Below are 23,498 nucleotides of genomic sequence, written 5' to 3'. Positions count from 1 at the left end.
ATGTCCGTCTCCTTCCACCTGTGCCAGCCCGGCAAGGGCGCGTCGTGCGGCGCCTGCTGCGGCCTCTACAACTTCCGCGACCACTCGCGCGCGGCGCTGACCCGCAGGCTCACCGCGCAGACGGAGCGGCTCTCCCGCACGCCCCACACCCCCGAGGCCTACGGCGAGGCCGCGCGCGAGCTCACCGCGAACCGGGACGCCCCCGCCCTCTTCCCCATCGTGCGGGTGTGTCCCCTGCTGGGCTTCCTGGACGCGGAGCACCAGCGCGTGGGCTGCCTGGGCCACCCGCGGGTGACGGGCGGCACGGACCTGCGCGACTGCGGCGTCTACCGCGCCACCACCTGTGAGACGTTCACCTGCCCGTCCTTCGGCTGGCTCACCGACGCGCAGGCCCGCCTGGTCCAGGCCGCGTGCGCGGACTGGTACCTGTACGGGCTGGTCATCACCGACGTGGAGTTCGTGCGCGGCTGCCTGAAGCTCCTCGAGTGGGAGCTGGGAGGTCCCGCGTCCCCGGACCTGCTGCGCGAGCGCCCCGACTCGCTCGCCGCCGTGCGTCGCCTCTTCGCCCTCAAGGAGACGGCGCCCGGCCGCGACGGGCAGGCCGCCGTGTTCGGCCGCTTCGCCCATGACGCCGAGGGCGAACCCACCCCGCGCTCGCTGGACTACGCGGCGCTGGGCACGCGCGCCGCCCCCGAGGACGACGTGGTGCTGTGCCTGGGCTACACGCCCTCGGATGCGGCGGAGCTGCTCGCCGCCAGGGCGCGGGTGCGCGAGCACGTGCGCGCCGTGGCCGCCACCTTCCCCGCCTGAGCCCGCGCCATCCAGAACCCGACACCCCGTCGCACGTGGGCCGCTTGCAACGGCAGGGGGTCGTCCGCAGGTTCGCCTGCGGGAGGGTTGGCGGATGGGTGGACGTTGGATGTGGTGGGGGATGGTGGCGCTGTGCTCGCTCGCTTCCGGCTGTCGGGAGCACGACACCGTGGACGCGGTGCCGGCGGAACCGGCGACGCTGCGGACCCGGGACTCCGCGAGCGGCGGGCTGATGGTGCCGGCCACGCCCGCGCTGGCGCGAAGCACGGTGGACGGCGACCGCGCCCCCAGCGGCGACGCGAGCCCCACGGCGAACGCACAGGTGCCTCCGGACGCGGCGCCTCCGCCCGGCGCCCGGCCGCTGCCAGGCCCCCGCGTCACCGAGCCCGCGCGGGGCACCCCGGCCCAGGCGAACGCGCGGCAGCAGCCCGCGACGCAGGCCCCCGCCGAGGGCCGGGTGATGATTGGCGCCCAGGCCGTGCAGGCCAGCGACGACGAGGCCTGGTACGAGGGCGCGGCCAAGGCGGCGCGGGCGGCGGTGACGGACACCTCCGCCAACCGGCCGCTGGAGCAGGTCATCATCGCGTCCAGCACGGTGAGCGGCCGGGTGACGCGCGTGGGCAGGAACACCCTGCACGTGCGCGACGGTGAAGGCACCGTCTACGAGCTCCAGCTCGACCAGCGCAGCCGCGGCCTGCGCCAGGGCCAGCGCGTGCCCCTCAAGGAAATCCAGGAGGGCACCCCGGTGCGCGCGCAGTTCGTCCTCATGGGCGGACGCACCGTCGCGCGCGACGTGCAGGTCCGGCGCTAGGGCCGGAAACGACGACACCCGGGAAGCCATGAGGGCTCCCCGGGTGCCTGTCTTCATCCCGGCCCCCCTCACACGAAGGGAGCCGGGCTGGAAGCGGATGCGACTACCAGACGGCCTTGAGCGTCACGCCCGAGTAGGCGCTGTAGCCACGGATCTTCACGTAGTACTTGCCCGCGGTCGTCTTGGAGAGGGTGCAGGTCTCCGTGTTGCCGGACAGGTACGGACGGCAGTCGTAGGAGCTGGTCGTCGGCGAGGAGCCGAACTTCACGTACAGGTCGCCGTCACCCGTGCCACCGGAGGTGGTGATGGTGACCGAGCGGCCGGCCGGCACGTCCAGGGTGATCCACTCGTTGGTGAAGGAGCCGGAGGCGCCGGCGATGCCCGTCACCGGCACGTTGTTCTGCAGCACGTTGCCGCCGCCACCGCCGGTGCCGTACGTGCCCGTCAGCGACACGCCCGAGTACGCCGAGTAGGCGTTCAGCATCACGTAGTAGGTGCCCGCCTGGATGTTGGTGATGGTGCACGTCTCCGCGTTGCCGCTGGCGTACGGACGGCAGTCGTAGGTGGCCGAGTCCGGCGCGGCGCCGAAGCGCACGTACAGGTCCACGTCACCCGTGCCACCGGAGGTGGTGAACGACAGGGACGTGGCGCCCGAGGGGACCACCAGCGAGAAGTACTTGGCGTTGCCCGCGCTGTCGCTCAGGCCCGTCACCGCGGTGCCGTTGGACAGCGGGGTGGAGGTCGGGGGCGGCACCGTCACGCCCACGCCCACCGCTTCCCAGGCCGCCTTCACCGCGTCCTGCGTCGCCGCGTCGTAGCCCAGGTCCGCGGCGGCCTGGATGGTCCAGGTCTTCGCCTGCGCGAACGTGGTGCTCGCCGTGAAGAGGTCGGTGTTGGCCTTGTACCAGATGCGGGCGGCCTTCTCGACGCCGATGGCCGGCACGTTGATGCTGCTGCGGCCGCGCGGGTGCACGCCGCCCTTGGAGAGCAGCGCGAACGCCAGGTTCGGCACGCCGGAGCTGTAGTGCACGTCCGTGCTGGACGTCACGTTGGGCGCCCAGTCCTTGGACACGCCGTCCTTCGCCGGGTCATCCATGTAGCGCAAGGCGTCGTTCGCCGTGCCCGGCGTCCAGACGTCCTCGCCCACCATCCAGATGGCCGCCGCCGTGCTCCAGTTGTTCACGCGGCTCTCGCAGACGGCGCCGAACGTGTCGGACATCGCCTCGTTGAGACCGCCGGACTGGCCGGAGTACGTGAGGTTGGACTCGTACTCCGTCACCGCGTGGGTCAGCTCGTGGACCGTGACGTCCGCGTCCTTGCCCAGCTCGATGGAGTTCACGCCGTCGCCATCGCCGTACACCATCTGGGTGCCGTCCCAGTAGGCGTTCACGTAGTTGGTGCTGTAGTGCACCGTGCTGATGAGCGTGGCGCCCGCGTTGTTCAGCGAGTCGCGGTTGAAGAGCACCTTGTAGCAGTCGTAGGTGTAGCCCAGCATGTCGTAGTTGGTGTCGACATGGGAGTCACCGATGGCCGCCTGGCCCTCGCTGCGCTTGAGCGTGCCCGGGGTGGAGGTGCCGTTGTTCGCGCTGTACACCTTGCGGTTGAGCGCGGAGTGGATCTGCGGCGCGCGCAGCACGATGGAGCCGTCCTGGGCGGACACGTACACGCGGTCGCGCAGCGGCATCAGGTTGCTCTCACCCGTCACCGTCACTTCGTACGCCAGGCGCAGCGCGCCTTCCTCGGTGCGCACGTACACCAGGCGGGGAGCACCCTGGGCCTCCAGGCCCGTGCCCACCGTCGCGCTCAGCGCCGCCTCACGCGCGGACGCGGCCGCGATGCGCGGCAGCGCGGACACGTTCGCGCCGTCACGCGCGGAGCCGTTGGCGCGGAACACCGTGCCGTCCGGACGCACGTGCACCACCAGCTCACCGCCGACGACCTCCAGGCCGTTCTTCGTCTGCGTGAAGCGCAGGTGCTGGTTGCCCTGCTCGTCGGTGCTCGACTTGCGCAGCACCATGTCTTCCGCGTTCAGCCGGAACGCCGGCGCCACGCGCGCCACCGCCTGGCGGCTCGCGTCCAGCGTGTTGAGCGTCCGCTCCACGCGGCCGAGCTCGCCCTGGATGCTGTCCGGGATGCCGTCCGCGTGCACGCCCACCACCTGGGCGCCGCCGAGCGCGTTCAGCGTGCTCTGGATGTCCTCGCCCGACCTCTCCTGCTCAGGCGCCTGAGCCTCTTCCCCCGAGGGACCCTGCGTACCGCACGCCGTCAGAGCCACGCCCAACCAGGCCGCGCCAATCGTCTTCAACAGTCGATGAGCCAACGCGATACCTCCATGAAGAAACAGCGGGGTGCTACGTGACACACTTGAATTCATCAGATCAACTACTTTTTGGAGAAAGTACGTTTGGTCACTTTCTCGCGCCCTACACAACAAGCATGGATAGCTGGAATTACAGCTTTAGCAAACCTGAGCCATCTTGCTGTTCTTCAGCTTATCTCAGGAGACAACGGTCCTGCATCCAGGATGTCTCAAAAAATGTTTCATGAGACGGGCGGAAGGATGCCTCAGGGGGCTGACATGACGCGGAACGGCGAACGCCGGTGGGCGGAGGGGCTGTGCGTGGGGGTGCTGCTGGCGCTCACGGCCTGCGCGTCCCGAGCCCCGGTGGTGACGCAGGTGCCAGCGCCGCCCACGTTGTCGGTGGCGCAGGTGGCGCGGCTGCTGCCCGCGAAGGTGAAGGGGGCGGCGGAGCGCGAGGGGTGGGCGGGCGACGTGCTGGCGGCGCTGGAGGCGGAGGCGATTCCGGCCGCGGCGCCGGAGGTGTGTCAGGTGCTGGCCATCATTGAACAGGAGTCCGGCTTCCAGGCGGACCCCGCGGTGCCGGGGCTGCCCAGGCTGGTGCGTCAGAAGCTGGACAGCACCGCGGGGCGGCTGGGCCCCCTGGGGCGGCGGCTTTTGGATGACGTCCTCGCGGCGAAGCCGAAGGGGGCGAAGCGCACCTTCGGGGCGCGGCTGGACACCCTGCGCACGGAGCGGGACCTGGACCGGCTCTTCCGGGACATGCTGGCGTACTACGAAGCGGAGTACCCGGCGGCGTACGCGGCCGCGGACCTGGCCAGCTCGCTGTTCGGTCCGTCTTCGTTCGCGGGGCAGAACCCCGTCACCACCGCGGGCTCCATGCAGGTCAGCGTGCGCTACGCGGTGGAGAAGGCGGGCCCGGACGCGGATCCGGTGGCGGTGCGCGAGTCGCTCTACACGCGCGCGGGCGGCGTGCGCTACGGCACCGCGCGGCTCCTGGGCTTCCAGGCCGCGTACGACGCGCCGCTCTACCGCTTCGCGGACTACAACAGCGGCGTCTACAGCTCGCGCAACGCCGCGCTCCAGGCCCAGGTCAGCCGGCTCACCGGCGTCCCCCTGGCGACCGACGGCGACCTCCAGCTCTATGACAAGGACGGTGAGCCGCGCGGCGAGGACAGCCAGAGCCTCCAGGCGCTGCTCCTCTTCCGTCAGCGCTACGCGCCGGACCTGAGCGAGCGCCGGGTGCGCCGGGACGTGGAGGAGGAGAAGACGGCGGACTTCGAGAAGACGGACACGTACCTGGCGGTGAAGCGCGTGTACGCGAACCGGACGGGACAGGCGCCCGCCTACGCCCAATTGCCCCAGGTGACGCTCAAGAGCGTGAAGCTGAGCGGGGAGCGCTCCACCGCGTGGTTCGCGAAGTCGGTGGACGCCCGCTACCAGCAGTGCATGGCCCGCCACCGCCAGCCGGCGCGGTAGCGGGCCGCCACGCCGGGACTACGGCGTGGTGAAGACGGCGCTGAACGTGTCCGCGGTGATGATGGGCAGCAGCTCCGCGGTGACGTACGGGGCGCGCGAGGGCTCGTAGTTCGGCGAGCCCTCCGCCATCACGCGCACATAGTAGGTGGTGCCCGGCAGCAGCAGGTCCGGCGGCAGGCGGACATGCGTCCGGTCACCGGGCACGTAGAAGCGCAGCGTGGGGTTGGCGGCGTAGGTGCTGATCAACTGGATGACGGACACCACGTAGTTCCGGGCCGTGCCCAGGACGGGAGGCCGCCAGGAGATGACGGGCTGGTTGGTGCCCACCACGCGCGACACATAGGCGTCCACGCCGTCGATGCGCAGCTCCCGCGGCGGCGACACCGGCGGCTGGATGGGACCGGCGATGAGGCGGTCCAGCCGGTCGGTGACGTAGATGTTGCCGCTGGGGTAGTGGATCCGGCTCCCGATGACGACGGGCGTCGCGGACCGGAACGAATAGCCGGCGGTGCCCACCACGCCCCAGTTGGACGGATAGGGATTGCCGTAGGCGAGCCGGCTCGCGATGACGCCGTCCTCGCCGCGCGGCAGCCACATGTTGAACAGCTCCCCCTGATAGCCCACCCAGCCGTCCTGGTAGCCGAACGGCGCGGGCACCAGCGACAACGACGGGTAGTTGAGCGTGCCGCTGGGGTTCGCGTCCGAGCGCCAGCGGGTGAACTCGCTCAGGCGCCACTCCAGGGAGAAGGGCGTCTGCCTCACGGGCTGCAGCGTGGCCGCCAGCGGCAGCGGGGTGGTGCCGTCCGGGGTGAACGAGAACGACGGCAGGTGCGCGCTGCTCACCACCGACTGGTACGCCAGGGTCCCGCCGCTCGGCAGCGTCCCGGCCTGCACGGAGTTGAGCTGGTTCACGTAGATGCGGTCGCCCTTCGACGCATCCAGGACAGGGGCCCCGTAGCCGTTGTTGAGGTACGCGGAGGCGTACGGGTCGACGATGGACGTGTCACCGGCCGGGGCCCACACGGACAACGCGCTGAACAGGTCCACGTCCGCGCTGCTGAGCTGCACGGAGCTGCCCTGCTCGGAGATGGACACATAGTCCTGCCAGGGCTCCAGGTTGAAGAGCTCCACCGACGCGGGGGAATCCACGAACGCCGGCAGGTAGACCGCGTCCGGCCGGCCAATGCGGTTGACGCCCAGGTCGAAGTGGCGCTCGCGCGTCAGGTAGTAGTTCCGGCCGGAGCGCAGGAAGTACTCACCTTCCGGAACGGTGTCGAAGCGCATGCCCCCCGCCACCGGCGTGCCGGAGTACCGGTCGAAGGCGATGCCGTTGGGGACCAATATCTCCAGGTCGCGGCCGGCCAGGCTCTGGGGCACCACCGTCACCCCGGCGCTGGAGTGGAAGCGGGAGTCCGCCGTCACCAGCACGGACGTGCCCGCGTCCAAAGGCCCCGTGCCCCCGTCGGGCTCGCCACAGCCCGGCAGCATGTCCTCGTTGGCGATGACCGCGGTCCCCTCGCGGGGGTCCATGGCGATTTCGGGAGGGTTCACCTCCTCGGAGGGAGGCGCGGCATCCCCGCAGCCCAGCCAGGCCGCGCAGGTGGGGACGAGCAACAACGACAGACGTCGCAAGGACATGATGGGCCTTCGTGACAAGCAATCGCAATGATTGTCCGGTCCCGGCCCAAACCAGACGCTGCCTTCTATACGCGAAGCGTCTGACTTCCTGATTATTTACTTTTTGGAGGATAATTCCGGTGGGCGCAATTCCAGGCTTGCGCCCACCTGCCTCTGCCTTTAGCGGCCCGGCGCGGCCGGCGGGGCGAAGCGCTTGTCGGAGATCTTCATCTCCGTGACGGGGCCGTACTTCCGGGCCACGTCGCGCAGGGCCTCCGCCTTGCCAATGAGGACGAACGTCAGGTCCTCCCGGGCGGGCAGGACGCGCTGGAGCACGGTGTGCACGCTGCCGCGGGTGGCCGCGGACACGGCGTCCGCGAACCCGTTCACGTCCTGTGCGTCCAGGCCGTAGAAGGCCAGCTCCGACAGCTTCATGGCGAGCTGTTCGCCCGTCTCCAGCGTCGGGGGGAACTGCCCCAGCACGTAGGCCTTGGCGGAGGCGAGCGTGGCGTCGTCCATGCCGTCCTGGCGGTAGCGCGCCAGCACGTCCAGTGCCAGGTCTATGGCACGGCCCGTGGAGTCTGTCTGGGTATAGGACGTGAGGACGACGGTGCCGGGCTGGAGGGCCGGGGCCAGCGAGGAGCGCGCGCCGTAGGTGAGGCCGGTCTTCACGCGCAGCTCGGTGTTGAGCAGCGAGGTGAAGCGGCCGCCCAGCACGGTGTTGCCCAGCTCCGCCACGACGCGGTCCGGGTCGGTGCGGCGGATGCCGGTGTTGCCGATGGCGAAGTAGGTCTGGGTGGCGTCGGGCTTGTCCACCAGCAGCACGTGGCGGCCCTTCGTGGGCGCGGTGGGGGGTACGGCCGCGAGCGGCTGCGCCGCCGGGGCCCATCCGCCCAGCGCGGCCTCCAGCTTCGCGGCGAGCTGCTTCGCGTCGAAGTCGCCCACGACGGAGAGGATGAGCCGGTCCCCGCCCAGGTTCGCCTTCGCCCAGCCGAGCACGTCGGCCCGGCTGATGCCCGGCAGCGACGCCTCGCTGCCCACCGCGGAGCCGCCGTACGGGTGAGCCGGGAAGTGGAAGGCGTTGAAGTACACGCCGATGAGCGCGCGCGGGTCGCCGTCCTTGGCGGAGGCGATTTCGGACACGCGCAGCGCGCGGGCCTTCTCCAGCTCCTGCGCGTCGAAGCGCGGGCGCACGAGCATGTCCGACAGCAGCTCCACCATCAGCGCGGTGTCGCGGGACTGGAAGCTGCCGTTGAGGACGAGCGCCTCGCGGGCGGGCACGACCTCCAGCTCGCCGCCCACGCCGTCCACGGCGTCGGCGAACTGCTGGGCGTTGCGGGAGCCCGCGCCCTTCTGGAGCAGCTCGGCGGTGAGCGCGGCCAGGCCCTCCTTGCCGGCGGGGTCGGTGACGGCGCCGCCCTTGAGCCACGCGCTGAAGGACACCAGGGGCAGTTCGTGCTTCTCCACGAGCAGCAGCCGCACGCCGTTCTTCAGCGTGACGGAGGTCGTCTCCGGCAGCGTCACGCCCTTCGTGGACAGCGGAGGGGTGGGCGCGGGCGTGGCCGGGGCCTCCGGCGCCGCGGCGGGCGGCGTGGGCGGAGGCGTGGGAGCGGGCGCCGGCGTGGTCGCGCACGCGGAGGTGAACAGCAGCGCGGCGAGCGTGGAGCGCATCATCAGGGGACCGGCGGAACGCAGGCGGAAGGGAGCACTCATCGCGCGGCCTCCTTGTTGGCGGGAGCGGCGGGGGCCGGGGTGGGGACGAGCCAGCCCACGGTGCGGTGGTCGGGGTTGAAGATGCGGGCGGCCAGCGCCTTCACGCCGTCGCGGGTGACCTGCTCGTAGCGCGAGGGCGCGTCGAACAGGGCCTTCCAGTCTCCCCGGAAGGTGGCGGCGTTGCCCAGCTCGCGGGCGCGGCCGCTGTTGGTCTCCAGCTTGCGCCAGAAGGTGGCCAGGGCCACGTTGCGCGCCTTGCGCAGCTCCGCGTCGGTGACGCCGTCCTTCACCACGCGGGCCAGCTCCGCGGTGAGCAGCGCCTCCGTTTTGGCCAGGTCACCGCCCGGCGGCAGGTCCACGGCGAGCCAGACGAGCGACGGGTCGAAGCCCCCGGCGGTGGAGCCGCGGACGCGGATGGCCATGCGCGTCTCGTCCACCAGCTTGCGGTGCAGGCGCGACGAGTCCCCGTACGTGAGGATGAGGCCCAGCAGCTCCAGCGTCTCCATGTCCGGGTCGTTGGCGGCGAGGCCGTGGTAGGCGACCTGGAGCAGCGGGGACTGCGCCAGCTTCTTCACGACGATGCGCCGCTCGCCCTGCTGCTCGGGCTCCTTGGTGCGCACGGGCTCCGGCGCGGGCTGCGAGGGGATGGTGCCCAGCGTGGCCTCCACCTGCTCGAAGACGCGGTCCGGGTCCAGGTCTCCCGCGAGGACGAGCGTGGCGTTGTTGGGGGCGTAGTACGTCTTGAAGTAGCGCTGGAGGTCCTCCATGCGCCAGGACTCGATGTCGGACGGCCAGCCGATGACGGGGATCTGGTACGGGTGCGCGACGAAGGCGGTGGCCTGGAGCTGCTCCTGGAGCGCGCCGTTGTTGTCATTGTCCACGCCCGAGCGGCGCTCGGAGTAGACGACACCGCGCTCGGACTCGATGACCTTGGGGTCGAAGGCGAGCGACTGGAGCCGGTCCTGCTCCAGGTCCAGGATGAGGGGCAGCGCGGAGGCCGGGAACCAGTCCAGGTAGACGGTGACGTCCTCGGAGGTGAAGGCGTTGTTGGCGCCGCCGTTGGCCTCCATGACGCGGTCGAACTCGCCGGGGCCGTACTTCTTCGCGCCGTTGAACATCATGTGCTCGAAGAAGTGGGACAGGCCGGTGATGCCGGGGCGCTCGTTGCGGCTGCCCACGCGGAACCAGTTGGCGAGCGCCACGTTGGGGATGTCGTGGTCCGGCCAGACGATGACGGTGAGCCCGTTCTTCAGCGTGCGGGCCTGGATGTCCGAGCCTGGCTTCGCGGCGGGGGTGGAGGCGGCGGCGGGCCTCGCGGAGGACTCGGAGACGGCCTGGGCCCCGGCCTGGGGCGCACCCAGGAGGGCCAGACAGGCGAACCACGACAACGGCGGACGGAACATCCTTGCTCCTGGGGAGGGACCACGGCGGCGCCCGGGAACGGGCGAAAGCGCACCCTATTCCAGAAACGCCGCGCGGGAGTCCCCGAGGAGCGTCAGGCGCCCAGCACCTGCCGCAGCACGGCCTGGAAGTAGTTCGTGCTGCCGATGTGGCCCGCGTGCAGCTTGGCGGACTGGTGGAGGCGCTGGGCCACGGCCTCGAACTCCGCCTGGCTGACGTCGCGCAGGGACAGGTACAGGCGGGCGGCGGCGCGCAGGTAGGAGAAGAGCGGGTTCTTGTGGTGGCCGTCCGGCCGGCGCGCGAGGTGCCGGTAGAGCTGGGAGAACTCCTGATCGACCTCCGCGTGGCGGGTGTCGCGGCAGAAGCCTGCGGCGGTGGCCTCGATGAGGAAGAAGAACGGCTCGTACTCGGGGAAGGGAGGCCGGGTGAAGTCGGGGGGCTGCTTGTTGCCGGTCCACAGCGCGGAGATGGGCTGCAGGCGCACGTGGGCGGTGACGTCACCGAAGCGCACGGGCACCTCGTCGCCCACGGGCTTCACCTGGCCCTGCTCGTCCCGTTCCACGGGGATGAACAGGCGCATGGGGTCCTCCACCTTCACGCCCGCCTTCTCCAGCTCCGCCACCACGTTCGCGTCCATTGCGTTGATGAACCTCCGGAACTCCCATCTACCGCGTCGCGCCCGGATGTGCACCCCGGACCCTCTCGTCATCCCAACCCACCCCGCGGGGCCACGTACCAGGAGTGCCGTTGACAGCGGGGCGGCGAAGGCCTCGAATGAAACACAGTCTTCCCAGAGGTGACACGTGTCACAACGCATCTCCCCGGTACTCATGCTGTGTCTGTCGGCGGGTAGTCTTTTCACTGGATGCGGCGGAGGCAGCCTGGAGGCGGTGAGCACCTCCGAGTGCTCCACGGGCATGAAGTGGACGGGCGGCGACAGCGGCAACGCCCTCATGCATCCCGGTGGCAACTGCATCCAATGTCATACAGAGCGGGGCGAGGGGCCCAAGTTCGTGGTGGCGGGGACCGTCCAGGCCACCGCGCACGAGGCGGATGACTGCGCGGGCCTGGAGGGCGCCCAGGTCGTCATCACCGACGCCAATCAGAAGGCCTACACCCTGACGGCCAACGCCTCCGGCAACTTCTTCCTCAAGGCCGACGACGCGAAGGGCTTCGCGCTCCCCTACACCGCCCGCGTCACCCACGGCGGCACCCAGTGGGCCATGAACAGCCCGCAGGGCACCGGGGCCTGCGGCTCCTGCCACACCGTGGCCGGCGCCAATGGCGCCCCCGGACGCATCAGCCCTCCGTAACGGCGCAGCCCGCCAGCGCGGGCAAAAGAAAAGGGCGCCGGACCGGAGTCCGACGCCCTTCAGATTCTTCGTACTGGTGTGCCCAAGGGCGGAATCGAACCACCGACACGGGGATTTTCAGTCCCCTGCTCTACCGACTGAGCTACTTGGGCGTACCGCGCACCGCGAGCGGCAGCGCCGATTTACGGTTACTGGCCCGCGACGTCAACCTCTTTCCACCATCGCTCCTCCTCGCCCGACACTCAGGCCGCCAGCCGGGGGGATTCGCTGTCCCAGGCCGTGCACCCCGCCGTCAGTCGCTGGCGCAGCTTCTGGCGCAGCCCCTGCTCGATCTGCCGGATGCGCACCGCCGTCACCCCGAAGCGCTTCGCCAGGAACTCCGCGCTCACCCCGTCCTCCACCAGCATCCGCTCCTTCACCAGCGCCCGCTCGCGCGCGTCCAGCTCCGGCCAGGCCGCCGCCACGCTCTGGCGCAGCTTCTCCGCCCAGGCCTCCCGGTCCGCCTGCTCCTCCGCCGAGTCCTCGTCCGACTCCAGCATGTCCAGCCGCGTCACGTCCCCCTCCCAGCCCAGCGGCGCGTTCAACGACACGTCCTTCGCCAGCGCGTCCGTCCCCCGCACCACGTCCTCCTCCTTCTTGCCCAGCGCCTCGGCCAGCCGCTTCGTCACCTCCGGGTGACCCTCGCCCCAGCGGGCCTCCAGCCGCGCGCGCTCGCGGCGGAGCTGGAAGACGATCCACGGCGCGCGGCCCCCCGCCACACTCCACGTGCGGGACACGTACGCCCGGATGCGCGCGCGGATCCACTGCTGCGCGTAGGCGCCGAACGGCACGCCCCGCTCCTCGAACCGGCGCGCCGCCTCCACCAGGCCGACGTTGCCCTCCGACATCAGCTCCTCCAGCGACAGGCCCGTCCAGCGGTACTTCCAGGCCAGCCGGCGGACCAGCTCCAGGTGCCCCCGCACCCGCATCTCCACTTCCGCCGAGTCCACCTCGGCCTCCACCGCCCCCACCGTGGACTCGAACTCCTCGCAGATGGCATCCATGACGCGTACCTCCCCAATCAGTCCCCCGCGCTCCCATCGCGCGGTGACGGACGTAGAGATAAGCGGGGGCGACACTTTAAAAAATAAGCTAGTTTGGATGAAAACCTTCGGTTATTCCTAATTCATGGCGTGGCTCAACTACCACCATCTCCTGTATTTCTGGACGGTTGCGCGGGCGGGCAGCATCGCCAAGGCAAGTGAAGAGCTGCACCTCGCCCAGCCGACCATCAGCGCTCAAATCAAGCTTCTCGAGGAGTCCCTGGGCCACCAGCTCTTCGAGCGCAAGGGCCGCAAGCTGGTGCTGTCCGACGTGGGCCGCACCGTCATGCGCTACGCGGATGAGATCTTCCGCCTGGGCAACGAGCTGAAGAACGTCGTCTCCGGCCTGCCCACCGGCCAGCAGTTGCGCCTCAACGTGGGCGTGCTGGACGTCATCCCCAAGCTCGTGGCCGAGCAGTTGCTCAAGCCCGCGCTGGACGCCGGGCCCTCGCTGCGCATCATCTGCCGTGAGAGCCCCCTGCCCCAATTGCTCGCACAGTTGGCGCTGCATGAGCTGGACGTGGTGCTCGCGGACGCGCCCGGCTCCGAGCCCGTCAGCGTCCGGTCCTTCAACCACCTGCTGGGCAAGTGCGGCGTGACGTTCTTCGCCGCCCAGCCGCTCGCGCACCTGCGCAAGGACTTCCCGCGCTCGCTCGACGGCGCGCCCATGCTGCTGCCGTCGGAGGAGTCGTCGGTGCGCCGCTCGCTGGACCTGTGGTTCGAGCGGCTCGGCATCCGGCCGCTCATCGCCGGTGACTTCGACGACAGCGCGCTGCTCCAGGCCTTCGGTCAGAAGGGGCACGGCATCTTCGCCATGCCCTCCATCATCGACGCCGAGGTGCAAAGGCAGTTCAACGTCACCGCCATCGGGCACACCGACGAAATCGAGCAGTGCTTCTACGCCATCACCGTGGAGCGCCGCCTGCGCCACCCCGCCGTCGTCGCCATCGCCGAGGCCGCGCGCTCGCACATCTTCGGCGGCTGAAGCCCGTCACCCGTCCGCGCGGAACACCTCCGCGCCCGCCACCACGGTGGCCAGCACGCGCGCGTCCACCAGCGCTGACGCGGGCCCCTCCAGCGGGTCCTCCGACAGCGCGACGAAGTCCGCGTCCAGGCCGGGCTTCAGCCTCCCGCGCCGCGCCTCCTCGAAGGACGCCCACGCGGGCCCCACCGTGAAGCCCTCCAGCGCCTCCGCCGCGCTCAGGCGCTCCTCCGGATACCAGCCGCCCTCCGGCCAGCCCTTCGCGTCCTGCCGCGTGCGCGCCGCGTAGAGCCCCGCGAGCACGTCCGGGTTCTCGATGGGGAAGTCGCTGCCCAGCGCCAGGTGCGCGCCCGCGTCCTTCAACGTGCGCCAGGCGTAGGCGCCCTTCAGCCGCTCGCGCCCCAGCCGCGTCTGGGCCCAGGGCATGTCGCTGGTGGCGTGCGTGGGCTGCACGCTGGCCACCAGGCCCGCCGCGCCCAACCTCCGGATGTCCTCCAGCCGTAGAATCTGTGCGTGCTCCACCCGGTGGCGCAGGGCCTGCGTGCCCGTCCGCTCCGCGCCCTGGAGCAGGACGTCCACGACCAATGTATTGGCACGGTCTCCAATGGCGTGGATGCACACCTGGAAGCCCCGGGCCATGAAGGCCCGAGCCCGCACTTCGAGTTCCTCGGGTGAGAGGAGCAACAGGCCGCGCTGGCCGGGCTCGTCGCTGTAGTCCTCGTGCAGCGCCGCGCCCCGGCTCCCCAGCGCTCCGTCCGCCAGGAACTTCACCGAGCGCATGGACAGGTGGCGCCCCTGCCACGGCCCCTGCTCCAGATAGGCGTGGCGCTGCTCGCCCTACCCCGCCGCCATCGCGTACACGCGCAGGGGCAGGGTCCCCGCGGCGTCCCAGGCCTGCAACGTGCGGAAGGCCTGCAGGTCCATGCCCGCGTCGTGCACGCCCGTGAGCCCGACTTGCGCGCACCGCTCCAGGGCGGCTCGCAAGCGGGTCTCCAGTTGCTCGCGCGTGGGCGCGGGGATGGCGGCCTCCACCCCGTCCATCGCGTTGTCCACGAGGACGCCGGTGGGCTCGCCGCGCGCGTCCTTGAGGATGCGGCCTCCTGGAGGATCCGGCGTGTCGCGCGTGATGCCCGCGCGGCGCAGCGCCTCGCCGTTCACCCAGGCCGCGTGATGATCCACCCGCGTGAGGAACACCGGCGTGGTGGGGAAGCGCGCATCCAGTTCCTCACGGCCGGGGAACGCGGCGCCGGGCCACTCGTTCTGGTCCCACCCCTTGCCGAGCAACCAGTCCCCCTGGAAGCTCGACGCGGGCGCCTTCGACAGCCGCTGGACGACGTCCTCCACCGAGGGCGCCTTCTCCAAACGCACCGTGGTCAGGCTCCTGCCCAGGCCGTGCAGGTGCGCGTGCGCGTCCACCAGGCCCGGCACCACCGTGGCGCGGCCCAGGTCCACCTCGCGCGCCCCGGGCCCCGCGGCGGCGCGCGCCTCCGCGAGCGTCCCCACCGCGAGCAACCTTCCGTCGCGCACCGCCAATGCTTCCGCGCGCGGACGCTCCGCATCGAGCGTCCACACGCGCTCCGCCCTGTAGACCGTGGTCTCCGCCGACATGGCGCGGAAGACTACCCGCCGCCCTGGGGGAAGCCACCGTCCACGTCCGGCGCCTGGATGGGGCCCGCGGGGCCGCCCTGTTCATTGGGCACGTTCTGGATGGTCTCGCGGGCCGTGTCCGGGCCCTGGATGGGCATCTGGTCCTCCGTCCCCGGAGGCTGGGTGGTCTTGCAGGCCACCGCTCCAGCAACGGACAGGCCCAGAGCAGCGATGAGCAGCACGGCACGGCGCATGAAACCTCCTGGGAGAAGATCGAGAGGCCGACCCTAGGGAGGTGCGTCCTCCTCCAGCAACGCGCATCCCCTGCAACGTCCAACATTGGATGCACGAGCGGGGCACCGGGGCCCTCCCGCCCGCCTGCCCTCCAGGCCCCCGGCTTCATGGCCCGGTCATCCGAAGGTCCGATGCGCACCGTTGTCCGAGTGCGTGCGCGCGGAGGGGCGCGCACGCGGGGGCGGACATGCGGGACCACGTCGACAGGATGCGCTGGCGCCGTCACGCCCTCCGGGGCTGGCTCCTGGCCCTGCTCTTCGTGGGCCTCGCCGCTCCGGCGGCCCCCGATGCATCGTCCTTCGTCGCGCGGTGCGAGCTGGAGGGCGTGGTGGACGCCGGCTCGGGCGCGTACCTCTCGGACTGCGTGAAGCGCGCGGAGGACGGGGGAGCCTCGGCGCTGCTCGTGCGGCTGGACACGCCAGGCGGTTCGCTGGAGGCCACCCGCGCCGTGGTGCGCGCGTTCCTGGGCTCGCATGTCCCCGTGCTCGTGTGGGTGGGGCCCTCCGGCTCGCGTGCCGGCAGCGCGGGGGTGTTCATCGCGCTCGCGTCGAACGTGAGCGCCATGGCGCCGGGGACGAACATCGGCGCGGCGCACCCGGTGGGCGCCGGGGGCGAGGACGTGGAGCAGGAGGGGGGCGAGGAGCTCGCCCGCAAGGTGGAGAACGACACCGTCGCCTTCGCGGAGGGCATCGCCCGGCAGCGGGGCCGCAACCCGGAGTGGGCCGCCGCCGCCGTGCGCGACAGCGCCAGCGTCCCCGCGGACCGCGCCGTGGAGCTTCGCGTGGTGGAGCTCGTCGCTCCCACCGAGGCCGCGTTCCTCTCCGCCGTCGATGGCCGCCGCGTGGAGGTGGCGGGCGGTGACACCGTGACGCTCGCCACCCGCGAGGCCCACGTGGTGTCGCTGGAGCCGGGGCTGTCCCAGCGGGTGGTGCACGCGCTCGCGCAGCCGTCCCTCATCTACCTGCTGTTCCTCGTCGCGGCGCTGGGCCTGGTGGTGGAGTTGTCCCATCCGGGCGGGGTGGCGCCGGGGGTCATCGGCGGCGTGGCGCTGGTGCTGGCGTTGATGGCGTCCGCGACGCTGCCGGTGCGCTCGGGCGCGCTGGTGCTGATGTTGATGGGCGTGGGGCTCATCCTCGCGGAGCTGTTCGTCACCAGCGGCCTGCTGGGCACGGCGGGCGTAGGGCTGCTGATATTGGGTGGCGTGTTCCTGGTGGACCGCTTCGAACCGGGCTGGTTCGTGGACCCGTCCTTCCGCATGTCGTGGGGCGTGATGCTGCCCACGGCGCTCGTGTTCGCGGGGACCGCGGTCTTCGTCGCGTACCGCAGCGCCCAGACGCGCAGGCTGCCCCAGCGGGGCGGCGACGCGGGGCTCGTCGGCGAGGCCGGCACGGCGCTGGGTCCCGTCACGCCCTCGGGCGGCGAGGTGTTCGTCCACGGCGAGCGCTGGCGCGCCGTCTCCTTCACCCCCATCCGCGAGGGCGCCCGCGTCGTGGTGCGCGCCGTGGAAGGGCTCACCCTCACCGTCGCGGAGCCAATGCCATGAACGAGCTGGTCGGAGCGCTGGGGTGGCTTCTCCCCGTGGCCCTGCTGTTCCTCCTCTTCCTCGCCGGCGTGCGCATCGTCGCGGAGTACCAGAACGGCGTCGTGTTCCGGCTGGGCCGCTACGTGGGCCTCAAGCGCGCGGGCTTCCGCTGGCTCATCCCCTTCATCGAGCGGATGGTCATCATCGACCTGCGCACCGTGGCGCGCGACGTGCCCCCGCAGGACGTCATCACCAAGGACAACGTCAGCGTGAAGGTCAGCGCCGTCGTCTACTTCCGCGTCATCCAGGCGGACAAGTCCGTGCTCCAGGTGGAGGACTACCTCTACGCCACCAGTCAGATTGCCCAGACGACCCTGCGCGCCATCCTGGGACAGGTGGAGCTGGATGACCTGCTGTCCCAGCGCGAGCGCATCAACCACGAGCTGCAGCAGGTGCTGGACGCGCGCACCGGCCCGTGGGGCGTGAAGGTCTCCAACGTGGAGGTGAAGCACATCGACCTGCCCATCGAGATGCAGCGGGCCATCGCGCGGCAGGCCGAGGCCGAGCGCGAGCGCCGCGCGAAGATCATCGCCGCGGAGGGCGAGCACCAGGCCGCGGAGAAGCTCGCCCAGGCCGCGGACGTGCTCAGCCGCAACCCCGCCACGCTCCAGTTGCGCTACCTGCAGACGCTGGTGGAGATCACCAGCGGCGGCAACCACACCATCCTGCCCATCCCCCTGGAGCTGCTGCGCGCGTTCGGCGCGGTGCCCGCCCAGCCCTTCCGCCCGGAGGAGCCCCGCGAGGAGGAGGACGAGGACGCGTCCCACGGTCCGTCCTGAAGCGCCTCCGGAGGAAACGGCGAAGGCCCACCCGCGCGTCGCACGGATGGGCCCTCGGGGTGAGACGGAGCGGCGGGACGGATTAGAGCTGGCCGCTGTCTTCAATCTTCACGGGCTGGCGCGTGGCGCCGGACTGGCTGCCCACGGCTTCAATCTTCTTCACCACGTCCATGCCCTCGACGACCTTGCCGAAGACGACGTGCTTGCCGTCGAGCCACGAGGTGGTGGCGGTGGTGAGGAAGAACTGCGAGCCGTTGCTGTTGGGGCCCGCGTTGGCCATGGAGAGGATGCCCGGGCCCGTGTGCTTGTGCTTGAAGTTCTCGTCCGCGAACTTCTCACCGTAGATGGACTCGCCGCCGTAGCCGTCGCCGCGCGTGATGTCGCCGCCCTGGCACATGAAGTTCGGGATGACGCGGTGGAAGGGCGTGCCCTTGAAGTGCAGCGCCTTGCCGCTCTTGCCGACGCCCTTCTCGCCCGTGCACAGGGCGCGGAAGTTCTCGGCGGTCTTGGGAACGTCGTCGGAGAACAGCTCCATCACGATGCGGCCGGCGGGCTGGCCACCAATCGACATGTCGAAGAAGACCTTGGCGTTTGCCATGTTCACGTGCTCCACGGTGAGGGTTGGGCGGGACGTACCAGACCCGCGCGTCTCGGAGGCACCCGCTAGCACCTTCGCGTGCGCTGCGGAACAAATTCAGGGCGCGGGAGGCCCGTCCGGCCGCTCGTCGCGAAACAGCTCGGCGCCCTCCAGCGTGATGGCGCGGCGGCTCAAGCGCAGCGACGCCAGGGCCAGCACCGCCGTGGAGCCCAACAGCCCCACGCCCAGGGAGAAGGACATCACCGGCAGCCCCTCCGGCACCGCGACGCTGCGGCGCAGCAGGTACAAGAGCGACGTCACCACGAAGGACAGGAGCGCCGCGTAGGTAAGGCCGATGGCCCGGGCGAGGATGGCGTGGCGGCGGTCCAGGATGGCCACCTCCTCGCGCAGGAGCGACCGGCGCGCGTGGCCCTCCGGCAGCGTGCGCCACTCCCGGACCATGTCCCGCATGCGCGCGGTGATGCGCGAAATCTGATTGTCCAGGCCGGTGGCCAGGATGCCGCACCCGGACACCATCACCGCGGGCGTCACCGCCGTACCGATGAGCTGGATGGAGGAGGGGTCCAGGCCTTCCACGCCGACGTTCATGCCCCCTTCTGGCCCACCGCCCGCCCGGCCGCCACCTCCCGCATCCCGACACTTCCACTGACGAATCGCCACCGACGTCTTGACAGTCGAGCTGTCACAACATACTGTCAGGTTCGTGAGCACGCCCAAGACACAGACGGAGTGGAAGCTGACCGCGCTGGCGGAGGAGGTGGGCGTCTCGCCTCGCACGGTCCGCTATTACGTCCAGCGGGGCCTGTTGCCCGCGCCGCCCTTCAAGGGGCCGGACACGGTCTACGGAGAGGAGCACCGGGTGCGGCTCAAGGCCATCCGGGTGCTCCAGGCCCGGTTCCTGCCGCTGGACGCCATCCAGGCGGAGCTCTTGCGGCTGTCGCCGGAGGAGCTGCGCCGGCTGGCGGAGACGCCGGTGGGCCCGGGGACGTCGCCGGTGCCGGAGGAGCCCCCCCGGATGCCGCTGAAGCGGCCGGGAAAAGACCCGACGGTGGAGGTGGCGCGTTACCAGCGCTGGCTCCTGGCGCCGGGGTTGGAATTGCACGTGTCGGAGCAGGCGGAAGCGAAGGTCCGGGCGCTGGCGGAGCGGGTGCGCGCCCTCATCGAGGAGTCCCAGGAAGGAACGCAGTCATGAACGAGCAGGCGAAGTGTGGGCTGTTCACGCGTGAGGGCGCCCAGGTGCCCCTGCAGGGAGTGGAGGTCACCGGTGAGCTGCTCGGGGGGCACGCGCGGGTGCGCGTGACGCAGCGCTACCGCAACGACGAGAAGAGGCCGGTGGAGGCCCTCTACACCTTCCCCCTGCCCTCCGACGCGACGCTCAGCGCCTTCTCCATGACGTGCGCGGGCCGCCGCGTGGCCGGCGTGGTGAAGGAGCGCGAGGCCGCCTTCCGCGCCTACGACGACGCCATCACCGAAGGCCACGGCGCGGCGCTGCTGGACCAGGAGCGCGCCAACGTCTTCACCGCGCAGGTGGGCAACCTGCTGCCGGGCGAGGAGACGCGGGTGGAGGTGGAGTTCCTCCAGACGCTCACCGCGGAGGAGGGCAGCGTGCGCTGGATGCTGCCCACGCTGGTGGCGCCCCGGTACATCCCCGGCGCGGTGCACGGCGACCGCACCGGCCACGGCAGCGCGGCCCCGACGACGCGGGTGCCGGACGCGGACCGCATCACCCCGCCCACGGGCGCGGTGGACTACGGGCTGCGCATGGACCTGCTCATCGACGTGGGCCGTGACGTGGTGGTGGAGAGCCCGTCCCACCGCATCACCGTCGCGAAGGACGGCACGCGCACGCGGGTGAACCTGCGGCGCGACTCGCTCCTCAAGGACTTCGCGGGCGACGAGGTGGCGCTGGACCGCGACGTGGTGCTCACGATGCGCAACGCCAACCCGGACGTGATGCTCACGCCCGTCGTCACGCACCGGAAGGCGGAAGGCCCGGGCACGTTCGCGCTCACGGTGGTGCCGGACCTCTTGAACCTGGCGACGACGCCGCCCCGGCAGGAGGTGGTGTTCGTGGTGGACACGTCCGGCTCCATGGACGGCGACAGCCTGCCCCAGGCCCAGGCCGCGCTCCGGCTGTGCCTGCGCCACCTGCGTGAAGGCGACCGCTTCAACGTCATCGCGTTCGAGAACTCCTTCCGCTCCTTCTCCGCGCAGACGGTGCCGTTCACCCAGCGCACGCTGGAGCAGGCGGACGCGTGGGTCGCGGGGCTGAAGGCCTATGGCGGCACGGAGCTGCTGGAGCCGATGGTCACCGCGATGAAGGCCGCGCCGGACGGCGTGGTGGTGCTGCTGACGGACGGCCAGGTGGGCAACGAGGAGGAGATCCTCAACGCGGTGCTCGCGGCGCGCGGGGCGGGGCGGGTGTTCTCGTTCGGCATCGGCACCAACGTGAGCGACGCGCTCCTGCGCGACCTGGCGCGGCGCACGGACGGCGCGGTGGAGTTCATCCACCCCGGGGAGCGCATCGACGAGAAGGTGGTGGCGCAGTTCTCGCGGGCGCTCGCGCCGCGCGTCACCGACCTGGAGGTGCGCTTCGACGGCGTGGAGGCCAGCGAGCTGGCGCCGTCCACGCTGCCGCCGCTGGTGGACGGCACGCCGTGGACGCTCTTCGGGCGCTATGCGCAGGCGGGCACGGGCAGCGTGACGCTGAAGGGGAAGTCGGGCCGGGAGCCCTTCTCCCTCACGGTGCGGTTGGAGCTGCCCGCGCAGTCGGACCGGCCGGTGGTGGAGAAGCTGTGGGCCGCCGAGCGCATCCGGGGCTGGATGGACGCGGGGCTGGTGGGCCGGCGCGCGGAGGCGATGAAGGAGCGCATCGTGCGGCTCGCCATCGAGCACCAGTTGGCCACGCCCTACACGTCGTTCGTGGTGGTGGAGGAGCGCCAGGGCGACCGCCGCGCGTCCGGCACGCCGGAGACGCGCGTGGTGCCGGTGAACGCGCCCGCGGGCTGGAGCATGTTCAACCAGACCGCGCGGGACGTGGATGACGAGGTGCCGGAGGGCGGGCTCGCGCAGGAGCAGGCGCGCGTGCTGAAGCGGAGGGTGTCGAAGCCGATGCCCGCGCCCGGGGCGGCGCCGAGCCGCTCCCGGGGCGGCGCGGTGCCCCCGCCGCCGCCAGGCATGTCCGCCCCCGCCGCCGCCCCCGCACCCGCACCGGCGCGCGACCTGGGGCCGGAGCCCACCACCGGCGCCTCCTTCCAGGCGGAGTCCGCGGATGGCGCCGGGGCCGTGGGAGGCCGGGCCGCGCCCACGGCGCGCAGGGAGCAGGAGTCCGTGAAGAAGGAGAAGGGCGGCCTCTTCGACCGGCTGCTGTCCGCGGCGATGCCGTCCAAGGCCGTCGCTCGCGGCCCGGACTCCGCCCCGGAGCTGGAGCGCGCCCAGGGGAAGGCGGAGGTGTTCTACGAGCAGGAGGAGTCCCAGCCGCTGTCCGTGGCGGAGGGGTCCATCCCCACCGAGGACGTGGGCGGCCTGCTGGGACGGCAGTTGGCGAACGGGCTGTGGGCCGGCGCGGGTGAAGGGCCGGAGCCGGTGCGCCAGGCCCGCGCCACCGCGCGGGTGCTGCTGGTGCTCCTGCGCGAGGGCATCACCAGCAGCCACCCGCTGCACGGCGCGCAGGTGAAGAAGGCCGTGGACGCGCTGCTCGCGCTGGCCTCGCAGTTGGGCCAGGCGCCGGACGTGGCGGAGCTGGCGCTGGGGGTGGCGTGGCTGGTGGCCGCGGGGCCGCGCACGCGGGGCCGCATCGAGCAGGCCGCGAAGCCCCTTCCGGGCCTGGACGGACGGCTGGGGGACACGGCCGCGCTCCGCCAGCACCTGGAGACGCTGGCGACGCGGTAGACCGCCGCGTGGCGTCACCCGGGCCCCGTGCCTCCCTTCCAGGAGGACCGGGGTCCCGGGCCTCCCGTCTTTTCGCGGGGGTCGACTAGGGTGGGCGTCCGCATGGTCCTCGCGCCCTTCGTCCTGGCCGTCCTCGTCGCAGCGCAGCCCGGCCCTCCGCCCCGCGAAGCCGCGGCGCCTCCCGCCGTCACGGCTCCCGGCGCCGTCTCCGCGCCGCCGCTCGTGGCGAGCGAGGAGGCCTGCGCCGCCGAGTCCGACTACGCGGCGGGCTTCGACGCGCTGGTGCGCGGACAGGATGCGCAGGCGCTGGAGCTGCTGGAGCGCGTGATGCTGGTGTGCCCCGGGCATCCGTACGCGCCGGAGCTGGCGCGGCTGGCGCGGACGCGGCTGGACCCGGCCGCGCGGCTGGCGCAGGACACGCTGGCGCGGCCGGTGGTGGCGGAGCCGGAGGTGGGCGCGAAGGAGGGACCGTCCAAGAGCGCCCGGGCGTCGCTGACCGTCGTGCAGACGCTGCACGGCATCACCCAGGGCATCCTGCTGTGCGCCATCTCCCACTGCGAGGACGGGCGCGCGTACGTGGCGGTGTCGCTGCTGGGCGGCGGCGCGGGGGCGGCGATTTCGCTGCTCGCCACCCGGAGCGGGCTGACGCAGGGCCAGGCGGCGGCCATCAACTCCGGCACGGTGTGGGGCTTCGGCTATGGCCTGGCGTCCATGAGCTCGTTCGACCTGGACGGGGACAACGCCACGGGGGCGGTGATGGTGGGGGCGCTGGGCTTCACGGGCCTGGGCCTCCTGGTGGCGGAGTTCGCGCGGCCCACCGCCGGGCAGGTGTCGCTGACGAACTCCGGCGGCCTGTGGGCGGGCGTGGTGGCGGGGCTGCTGATGGCCACCCAGAGCGGAGAGACGCGAGACTTCATCGGCATCGAGCAGGGCGTGGTGGGCGCGGGCCTGCTCACCTTCGCGCTGGTGTCGCGCCACCTGGACATCTCCCGGGGCCGGGTGCTGCTCATCGACGCGGGCGGCATCCTGGGCGGCCTGCTGGGCTTGAGCGCGCTGTTCCTCGCGCTGGACGACGACCACGGGGACGCCCTGCTGGTGGGGACCGCCGTGGGCGTGCTGGCCGGCCTGGGGACCGCGACGTTCCTCACGCGTGACTTCGATGCACCAGACAACACTCCGGCCGTCTCCGTCGTCCCGGCGGCCATGGGGCGGCACGGGGGGATGGGGCTCGCGGTGCTCGGACAGTTCTAGACTGCGGCG

The 23,498-nt window shown here is 71.6% G+C and carries 19 protein-coding genes, 1 tRNA gene and 1 pseudogene; 10 read left to right on the top strand and 11 right to left on the bottom strand.

Features of this window, described 5'->3' with window-relative positions; genetic code table 11:
* Both K8612_RS29390 and K8612_RS29385 read left to right on the top strand, forming a co-directional pair.
* Positions 1–810, top strand: coding sequence for a hypothetical protein (locus K8612_RS29390; RefSeq protein WP_223764700.1), 810 nt, complete (start codon positions 1–3; stop codon positions 808–810).
* 94 nt (positions 811–904) lie between these two features.
* On the top strand, positions 905–1,621 hold the full coding sequence (locus tag K8612_RS29385) for a hypothetical protein (RefSeq protein ID WP_223764699.1): 717 nt from the start codon (positions 905–907) through the stop codon (positions 1,619–1,621).
* 103 nt (positions 1,622–1,724) lie between these two features.
* Here K8612_RS29385 and K8612_RS29380 read toward each other — a convergent pair whose 3' ends face one another.
* Positions 1,725–3,941 (bottom strand): M4 family metallopeptidase, encoded by a 2,217-nt coding sequence (locus K8612_RS29380; protein WP_223764698.1) that lies wholly within the window; start codon positions 3,939–3,941, stop codon positions 1,725–1,727.
* A gap of 258 nt (positions 3,942–4,199) precedes the next feature.
* Here K8612_RS29380 and K8612_RS29375 point away from each other — a divergent pair, with 258 nt between their 5' ends.
* Complete coding sequence (locus K8612_RS29375) at positions 4,200–5,399, top strand: DUF1615 domain-containing protein (RefSeq protein ID WP_223764697.1); 1,200 nt, start codon at positions 4,200–4,202, stop codon at positions 5,397–5,399.
* 18 nt (positions 5,400–5,417) lie between these two features.
* Here the strand turns inward: K8612_RS29375 and K8612_RS29370 are convergent, their stop codons facing one another.
* The 4 genes from K8612_RS29370 to K8612_RS29355 form a co-directional block, all read right to left on the bottom strand.
* Positions 5,418–7,037, bottom strand: coding sequence for a fibronectin type III domain-containing protein (locus K8612_RS29370; RefSeq protein WP_223764696.1), 1,620 nt, complete (start codon positions 7,035–7,037; stop codon positions 5,418–5,420).
* Positions 7,038–7,196: 159 nt separating this feature from the next.
* On the bottom strand, positions 7,197–8,729 hold the full coding sequence (locus K8612_RS29365) for a pitrilysin family protein (protein ID WP_223764695.1): 1,533 nt from the start codon (positions 8,727–8,729) through the stop codon (positions 7,197–7,199).
* Complete coding sequence (locus tag K8612_RS29360; protein WP_223764694.1) at positions 8,726–10,132, bottom strand: pitrilysin family protein; 1,407 nt, start codon at positions 10,130–10,132, stop codon at positions 8,726–8,728. The genes K8612_RS29365 and K8612_RS29360 overlap by 4 nt, the downstream gene beginning before the upstream one ends.
* 92 nt (positions 10,133–10,224) lie before the next feature.
* On the bottom strand, positions 10,225–10,767 hold the full coding sequence (locus tag K8612_RS29355; RefSeq protein ID WP_120551272.1) for a hypothetical protein: 543 nt from the start codon (positions 10,765–10,767) through the stop codon (positions 10,225–10,227).
* Between the two features lie 253 nt (positions 10,768–11,020).
* On the opposite strand from K8612_RS29355, the gene K8612_RS29350 reads away from it, so the two are divergent.
* Positions 11,021–11,443 carry a hypothetical protein gene (locus K8612_RS29350; RefSeq protein ID WP_223739332.1) on the top strand — a complete coding sequence of 141 codons (423 nt, stop codon included), beginning with the start codon at positions 11,021–11,023 and terminating at the stop codon, positions 11,441–11,443.
* Between the two features lie 79 nt (positions 11,444–11,522).
* On the opposite strand, the gene K8612_RS29345 is transcribed toward K8612_RS29350, so the two are convergent.
* Both K8612_RS29345 and K8612_RS29340 read right to left on the bottom strand, forming a co-directional pair.
* Positions 11,523–11,595: transfer RNA gene (locus tag K8612_RS29345), tRNA-Phe, on the bottom strand.
* A gap of 90 nt (positions 11,596–11,685) precedes the next feature.
* A complete protein-coding gene (locus tag K8612_RS29340) occupies positions 11,686–12,486 on the bottom strand; it encodes a sigma-70 family RNA polymerase sigma factor (RefSeq protein ID WP_223739333.1) in 801 nt (266 codons plus the stop codon).
* A gap of 124 nt (positions 12,487–12,610) precedes the next feature.
* On the opposite strand from K8612_RS29340, the gene nhaR reads away from it, so the two are divergent.
* Positions 12,611–13,510 (top strand): transcriptional activator NhaR, encoded by a 900-nt coding sequence (gene nhaR / locus K8612_RS29335; protein WP_014393518.1) that lies wholly within the window; start codon positions 12,611–12,613, stop codon positions 13,508–13,510.
* Positions 13,511–13,516: 6 nt separating this feature from the next.
* Here nhaR and K8612_RS29330 read toward each other — a convergent pair.
* Together K8612_RS29330 and K8612_RS29325 are read right to left on the bottom strand one after the other, a co-directional pair.
* A pseudogene (locus K8612_RS29330) lies at positions 13,517–15,115 on the bottom strand (amidohydrolase).
* Positions 15,116–15,126: 11 nt separating this feature from the next.
* Entirely contained in the window at positions 15,127–15,348 is a 222-nt protein-coding gene (locus tag K8612_RS29325; protein WP_223739335.1) for a hypothetical protein, read from the bottom strand.
* A gap of 227 nt (positions 15,349–15,575) precedes the next feature.
* On the opposite strand from K8612_RS29325, the gene K8612_RS29320 reads away from it, so the two are divergent.
* Together K8612_RS29320 and K8612_RS29315 are read left to right on the top strand one after the other, a co-directional pair.
* Positions 15,576–16,931, top strand: a complete 1,356-nt coding sequence (locus K8612_RS29320; RefSeq protein ID WP_223764693.1) for a nodulation protein NfeD — start codon at positions 15,576–15,578, stop codon at positions 16,929–16,931.
* Complete coding sequence (locus K8612_RS29315; protein ID WP_223764692.1) at positions 16,928–17,749, top strand: slipin family protein; 822 nt, start codon at positions 16,928–16,930, stop codon at positions 17,747–17,749. Before K8612_RS29320 ends, K8612_RS29315 begins: the two co-directional genes overlap by 4 nt.
* An 82-nt stretch (positions 17,750–17,831) precedes the next feature.
* Here the strand turns inward: K8612_RS29315 and K8612_RS29310 are convergent, their stop codons facing one another.
* Both K8612_RS29310 and K8612_RS29305 read right to left on the bottom strand, forming a co-directional pair.
* Entirely contained in the window at positions 17,832–18,347 is a 516-nt protein-coding gene (locus K8612_RS29310; protein ID WP_223739338.1) for a peptidylprolyl isomerase, read from the bottom strand.
* A 96-nt stretch (positions 18,348–18,443) separates the two neighbouring features.
* Complete coding sequence (locus K8612_RS29305; protein WP_223764691.1) at positions 18,444–18,935, bottom strand: DUF2721 domain-containing protein; 492 nt, start codon at positions 18,933–18,935, stop codon at positions 18,444–18,446.
* A 115-nt stretch (positions 18,936–19,050) separates the two neighbouring features.
* Between K8612_RS29305 and K8612_RS29300 the strand changes: the two genes are divergently transcribed.
* The 3 genes from K8612_RS29300 to K8612_RS29290 all read left to right on the top strand — a co-directional run bounded on the left by K8612_RS29300 (position 19,051) and on the right by K8612_RS29290 (position 23,489).
* A complete protein-coding gene (locus tag K8612_RS29300; protein WP_223764690.1) occupies positions 19,051–19,539 on the top strand; it encodes a MerR family transcriptional regulator in 489 nt (162 codons plus the stop codon).
* Entirely contained in the window at positions 19,536–22,238 is a 2,703-nt protein-coding gene (locus K8612_RS39035) for a VIT domain-containing protein (protein ID WP_255672361.1), read from the top strand. Before K8612_RS29300 ends, K8612_RS39035 begins: the two co-directional genes overlap by 4 nt.
* A 102-nt stretch (positions 22,239–22,340) precedes the next feature.
* Positions 22,341–23,489 carry a hypothetical protein gene (locus K8612_RS29290; RefSeq protein ID WP_223739342.1) on the top strand — a complete coding sequence of 383 codons (1,149 nt, stop codon included), beginning with the start codon at positions 22,341–22,343 and terminating at the stop codon, positions 23,487–23,489.
* The last annotated feature ends 9 nt before the right edge of the window (positions 23,490–23,498 follow it).

It is taken from the genome of Corallococcus sp. AS-1-6, assembly GCF_020037015.1.
Classification (GTDB): domain Bacteria; phylum Myxococcota; class Myxococcia; order Myxococcales; family Myxococcaceae; genus Corallococcus.
The sequence above is the reverse complement of the archived record's forward strand: the minus strand, read 5'-3'. Positions and strand labels throughout refer to the sequence as shown.

Excerpts from the sequence above, each read along its gene's own strand:
- K8612_RS29320 (WP_223764693.1), top strand. The coding sequence starts at position 15,576 with ATGCGGGACCACGTCGACAGGATGCGCTGGCGCCGTCACGCCCTCCGG.
- K8612_RS29360 (WP_223764694.1), bottom strand. The coding sequence starts at position 10,132 with ATGTTCCGTCCGCCGTTGTCGTGGTTCGCCTGTCTGGCCCTCCTGGGT.
- K8612_RS29340 (WP_223739333.1), bottom strand. The coding sequence starts at position 12,486 with ATGGATGCCATCTGCGAGGAGTTCGAGTCCACGGTGGGGGCGGTGGAG.
- K8612_RS29355 (WP_120551272.1), bottom strand. The coding sequence starts at position 10,767 with ATGGACGCGAACGTGGTGGCGGAGCTGGAGAAGGCGGGCGTGAAGGTG.
- K8612_RS29325 (WP_223739335.1), bottom strand. The coding sequence starts at position 15,348 with ATGCGCCGTGCCGTGCTGCTCATCGCTGCTCTGGGCCTGTCCGTTGCT.
- K8612_RS29375 (WP_223764697.1), top strand. The coding sequence starts at position 4,200 with ATGACGCGGAACGGCGAACGCCGGTGGGCGGAGGGGCTGTGCGTGGGG.
- K8612_RS29310 (WP_223739338.1), bottom strand. The coding sequence starts at position 18,347 with ATGGCAAACGCCAAGGTCTTCTTCGACATGTCGATTGGTGGCCAGCCC.
- K8612_RS29390 (WP_223764700.1), top strand. The coding sequence starts at position 1 with ATGTCCGTCTCCTTCCACCTGTGCCAGCCCGGCAAGGGCGCGTCGTGC.
- nhaR (WP_014393518.1), top strand. The coding sequence starts at position 12,611 with ATGGCGTGGCTCAACTACCACCATCTCCTGTATTTCTGGACGGTTGCG.
- K8612_RS29315 (WP_223764692.1), top strand. The coding sequence starts at position 16,928 with ATGAACGAGCTGGTCGGAGCGCTGGGGTGGCTTCTCCCCGTGGCCCTG.
- K8612_RS39035 (WP_255672361.1), top strand. The coding sequence starts at position 19,536 with ATGAACGAGCAGGCGAAGTGTGGGCTGTTCACGCGTGAGGGCGCCCAG.
- K8612_RS29365 (WP_223764695.1), bottom strand. The coding sequence starts at position 8,729 with ATGAGTGCTCCCTTCCGCCTGCGTTCCGCCGGTCCCCTGATGATGCGC.
- K8612_RS29305 (WP_223764691.1), bottom strand. The coding sequence starts at position 18,935 with ATGAACGTCGGCGTGGAAGGCCTGGACCCCTCCTCCATCCAGCTCATC.
- K8612_RS29385 (WP_223764699.1), top strand. The coding sequence starts at position 905 with ATGGGTGGACGTTGGATGTGGTGGGGGATGGTGGCGCTGTGCTCGCTC.
- K8612_RS29370 (WP_223764696.1), bottom strand. The coding sequence starts at position 7,037 with ATGTCCTTGCGACGTCTGTCGTTGTTGCTCGTCCCCACCTGCGCGGCC.
- K8612_RS29290 (WP_223739342.1), top strand. The coding sequence starts at position 22,341 with ATGGTCCTCGCGCCCTTCGTCCTGGCCGTCCTCGTCGCAGCGCAGCCC.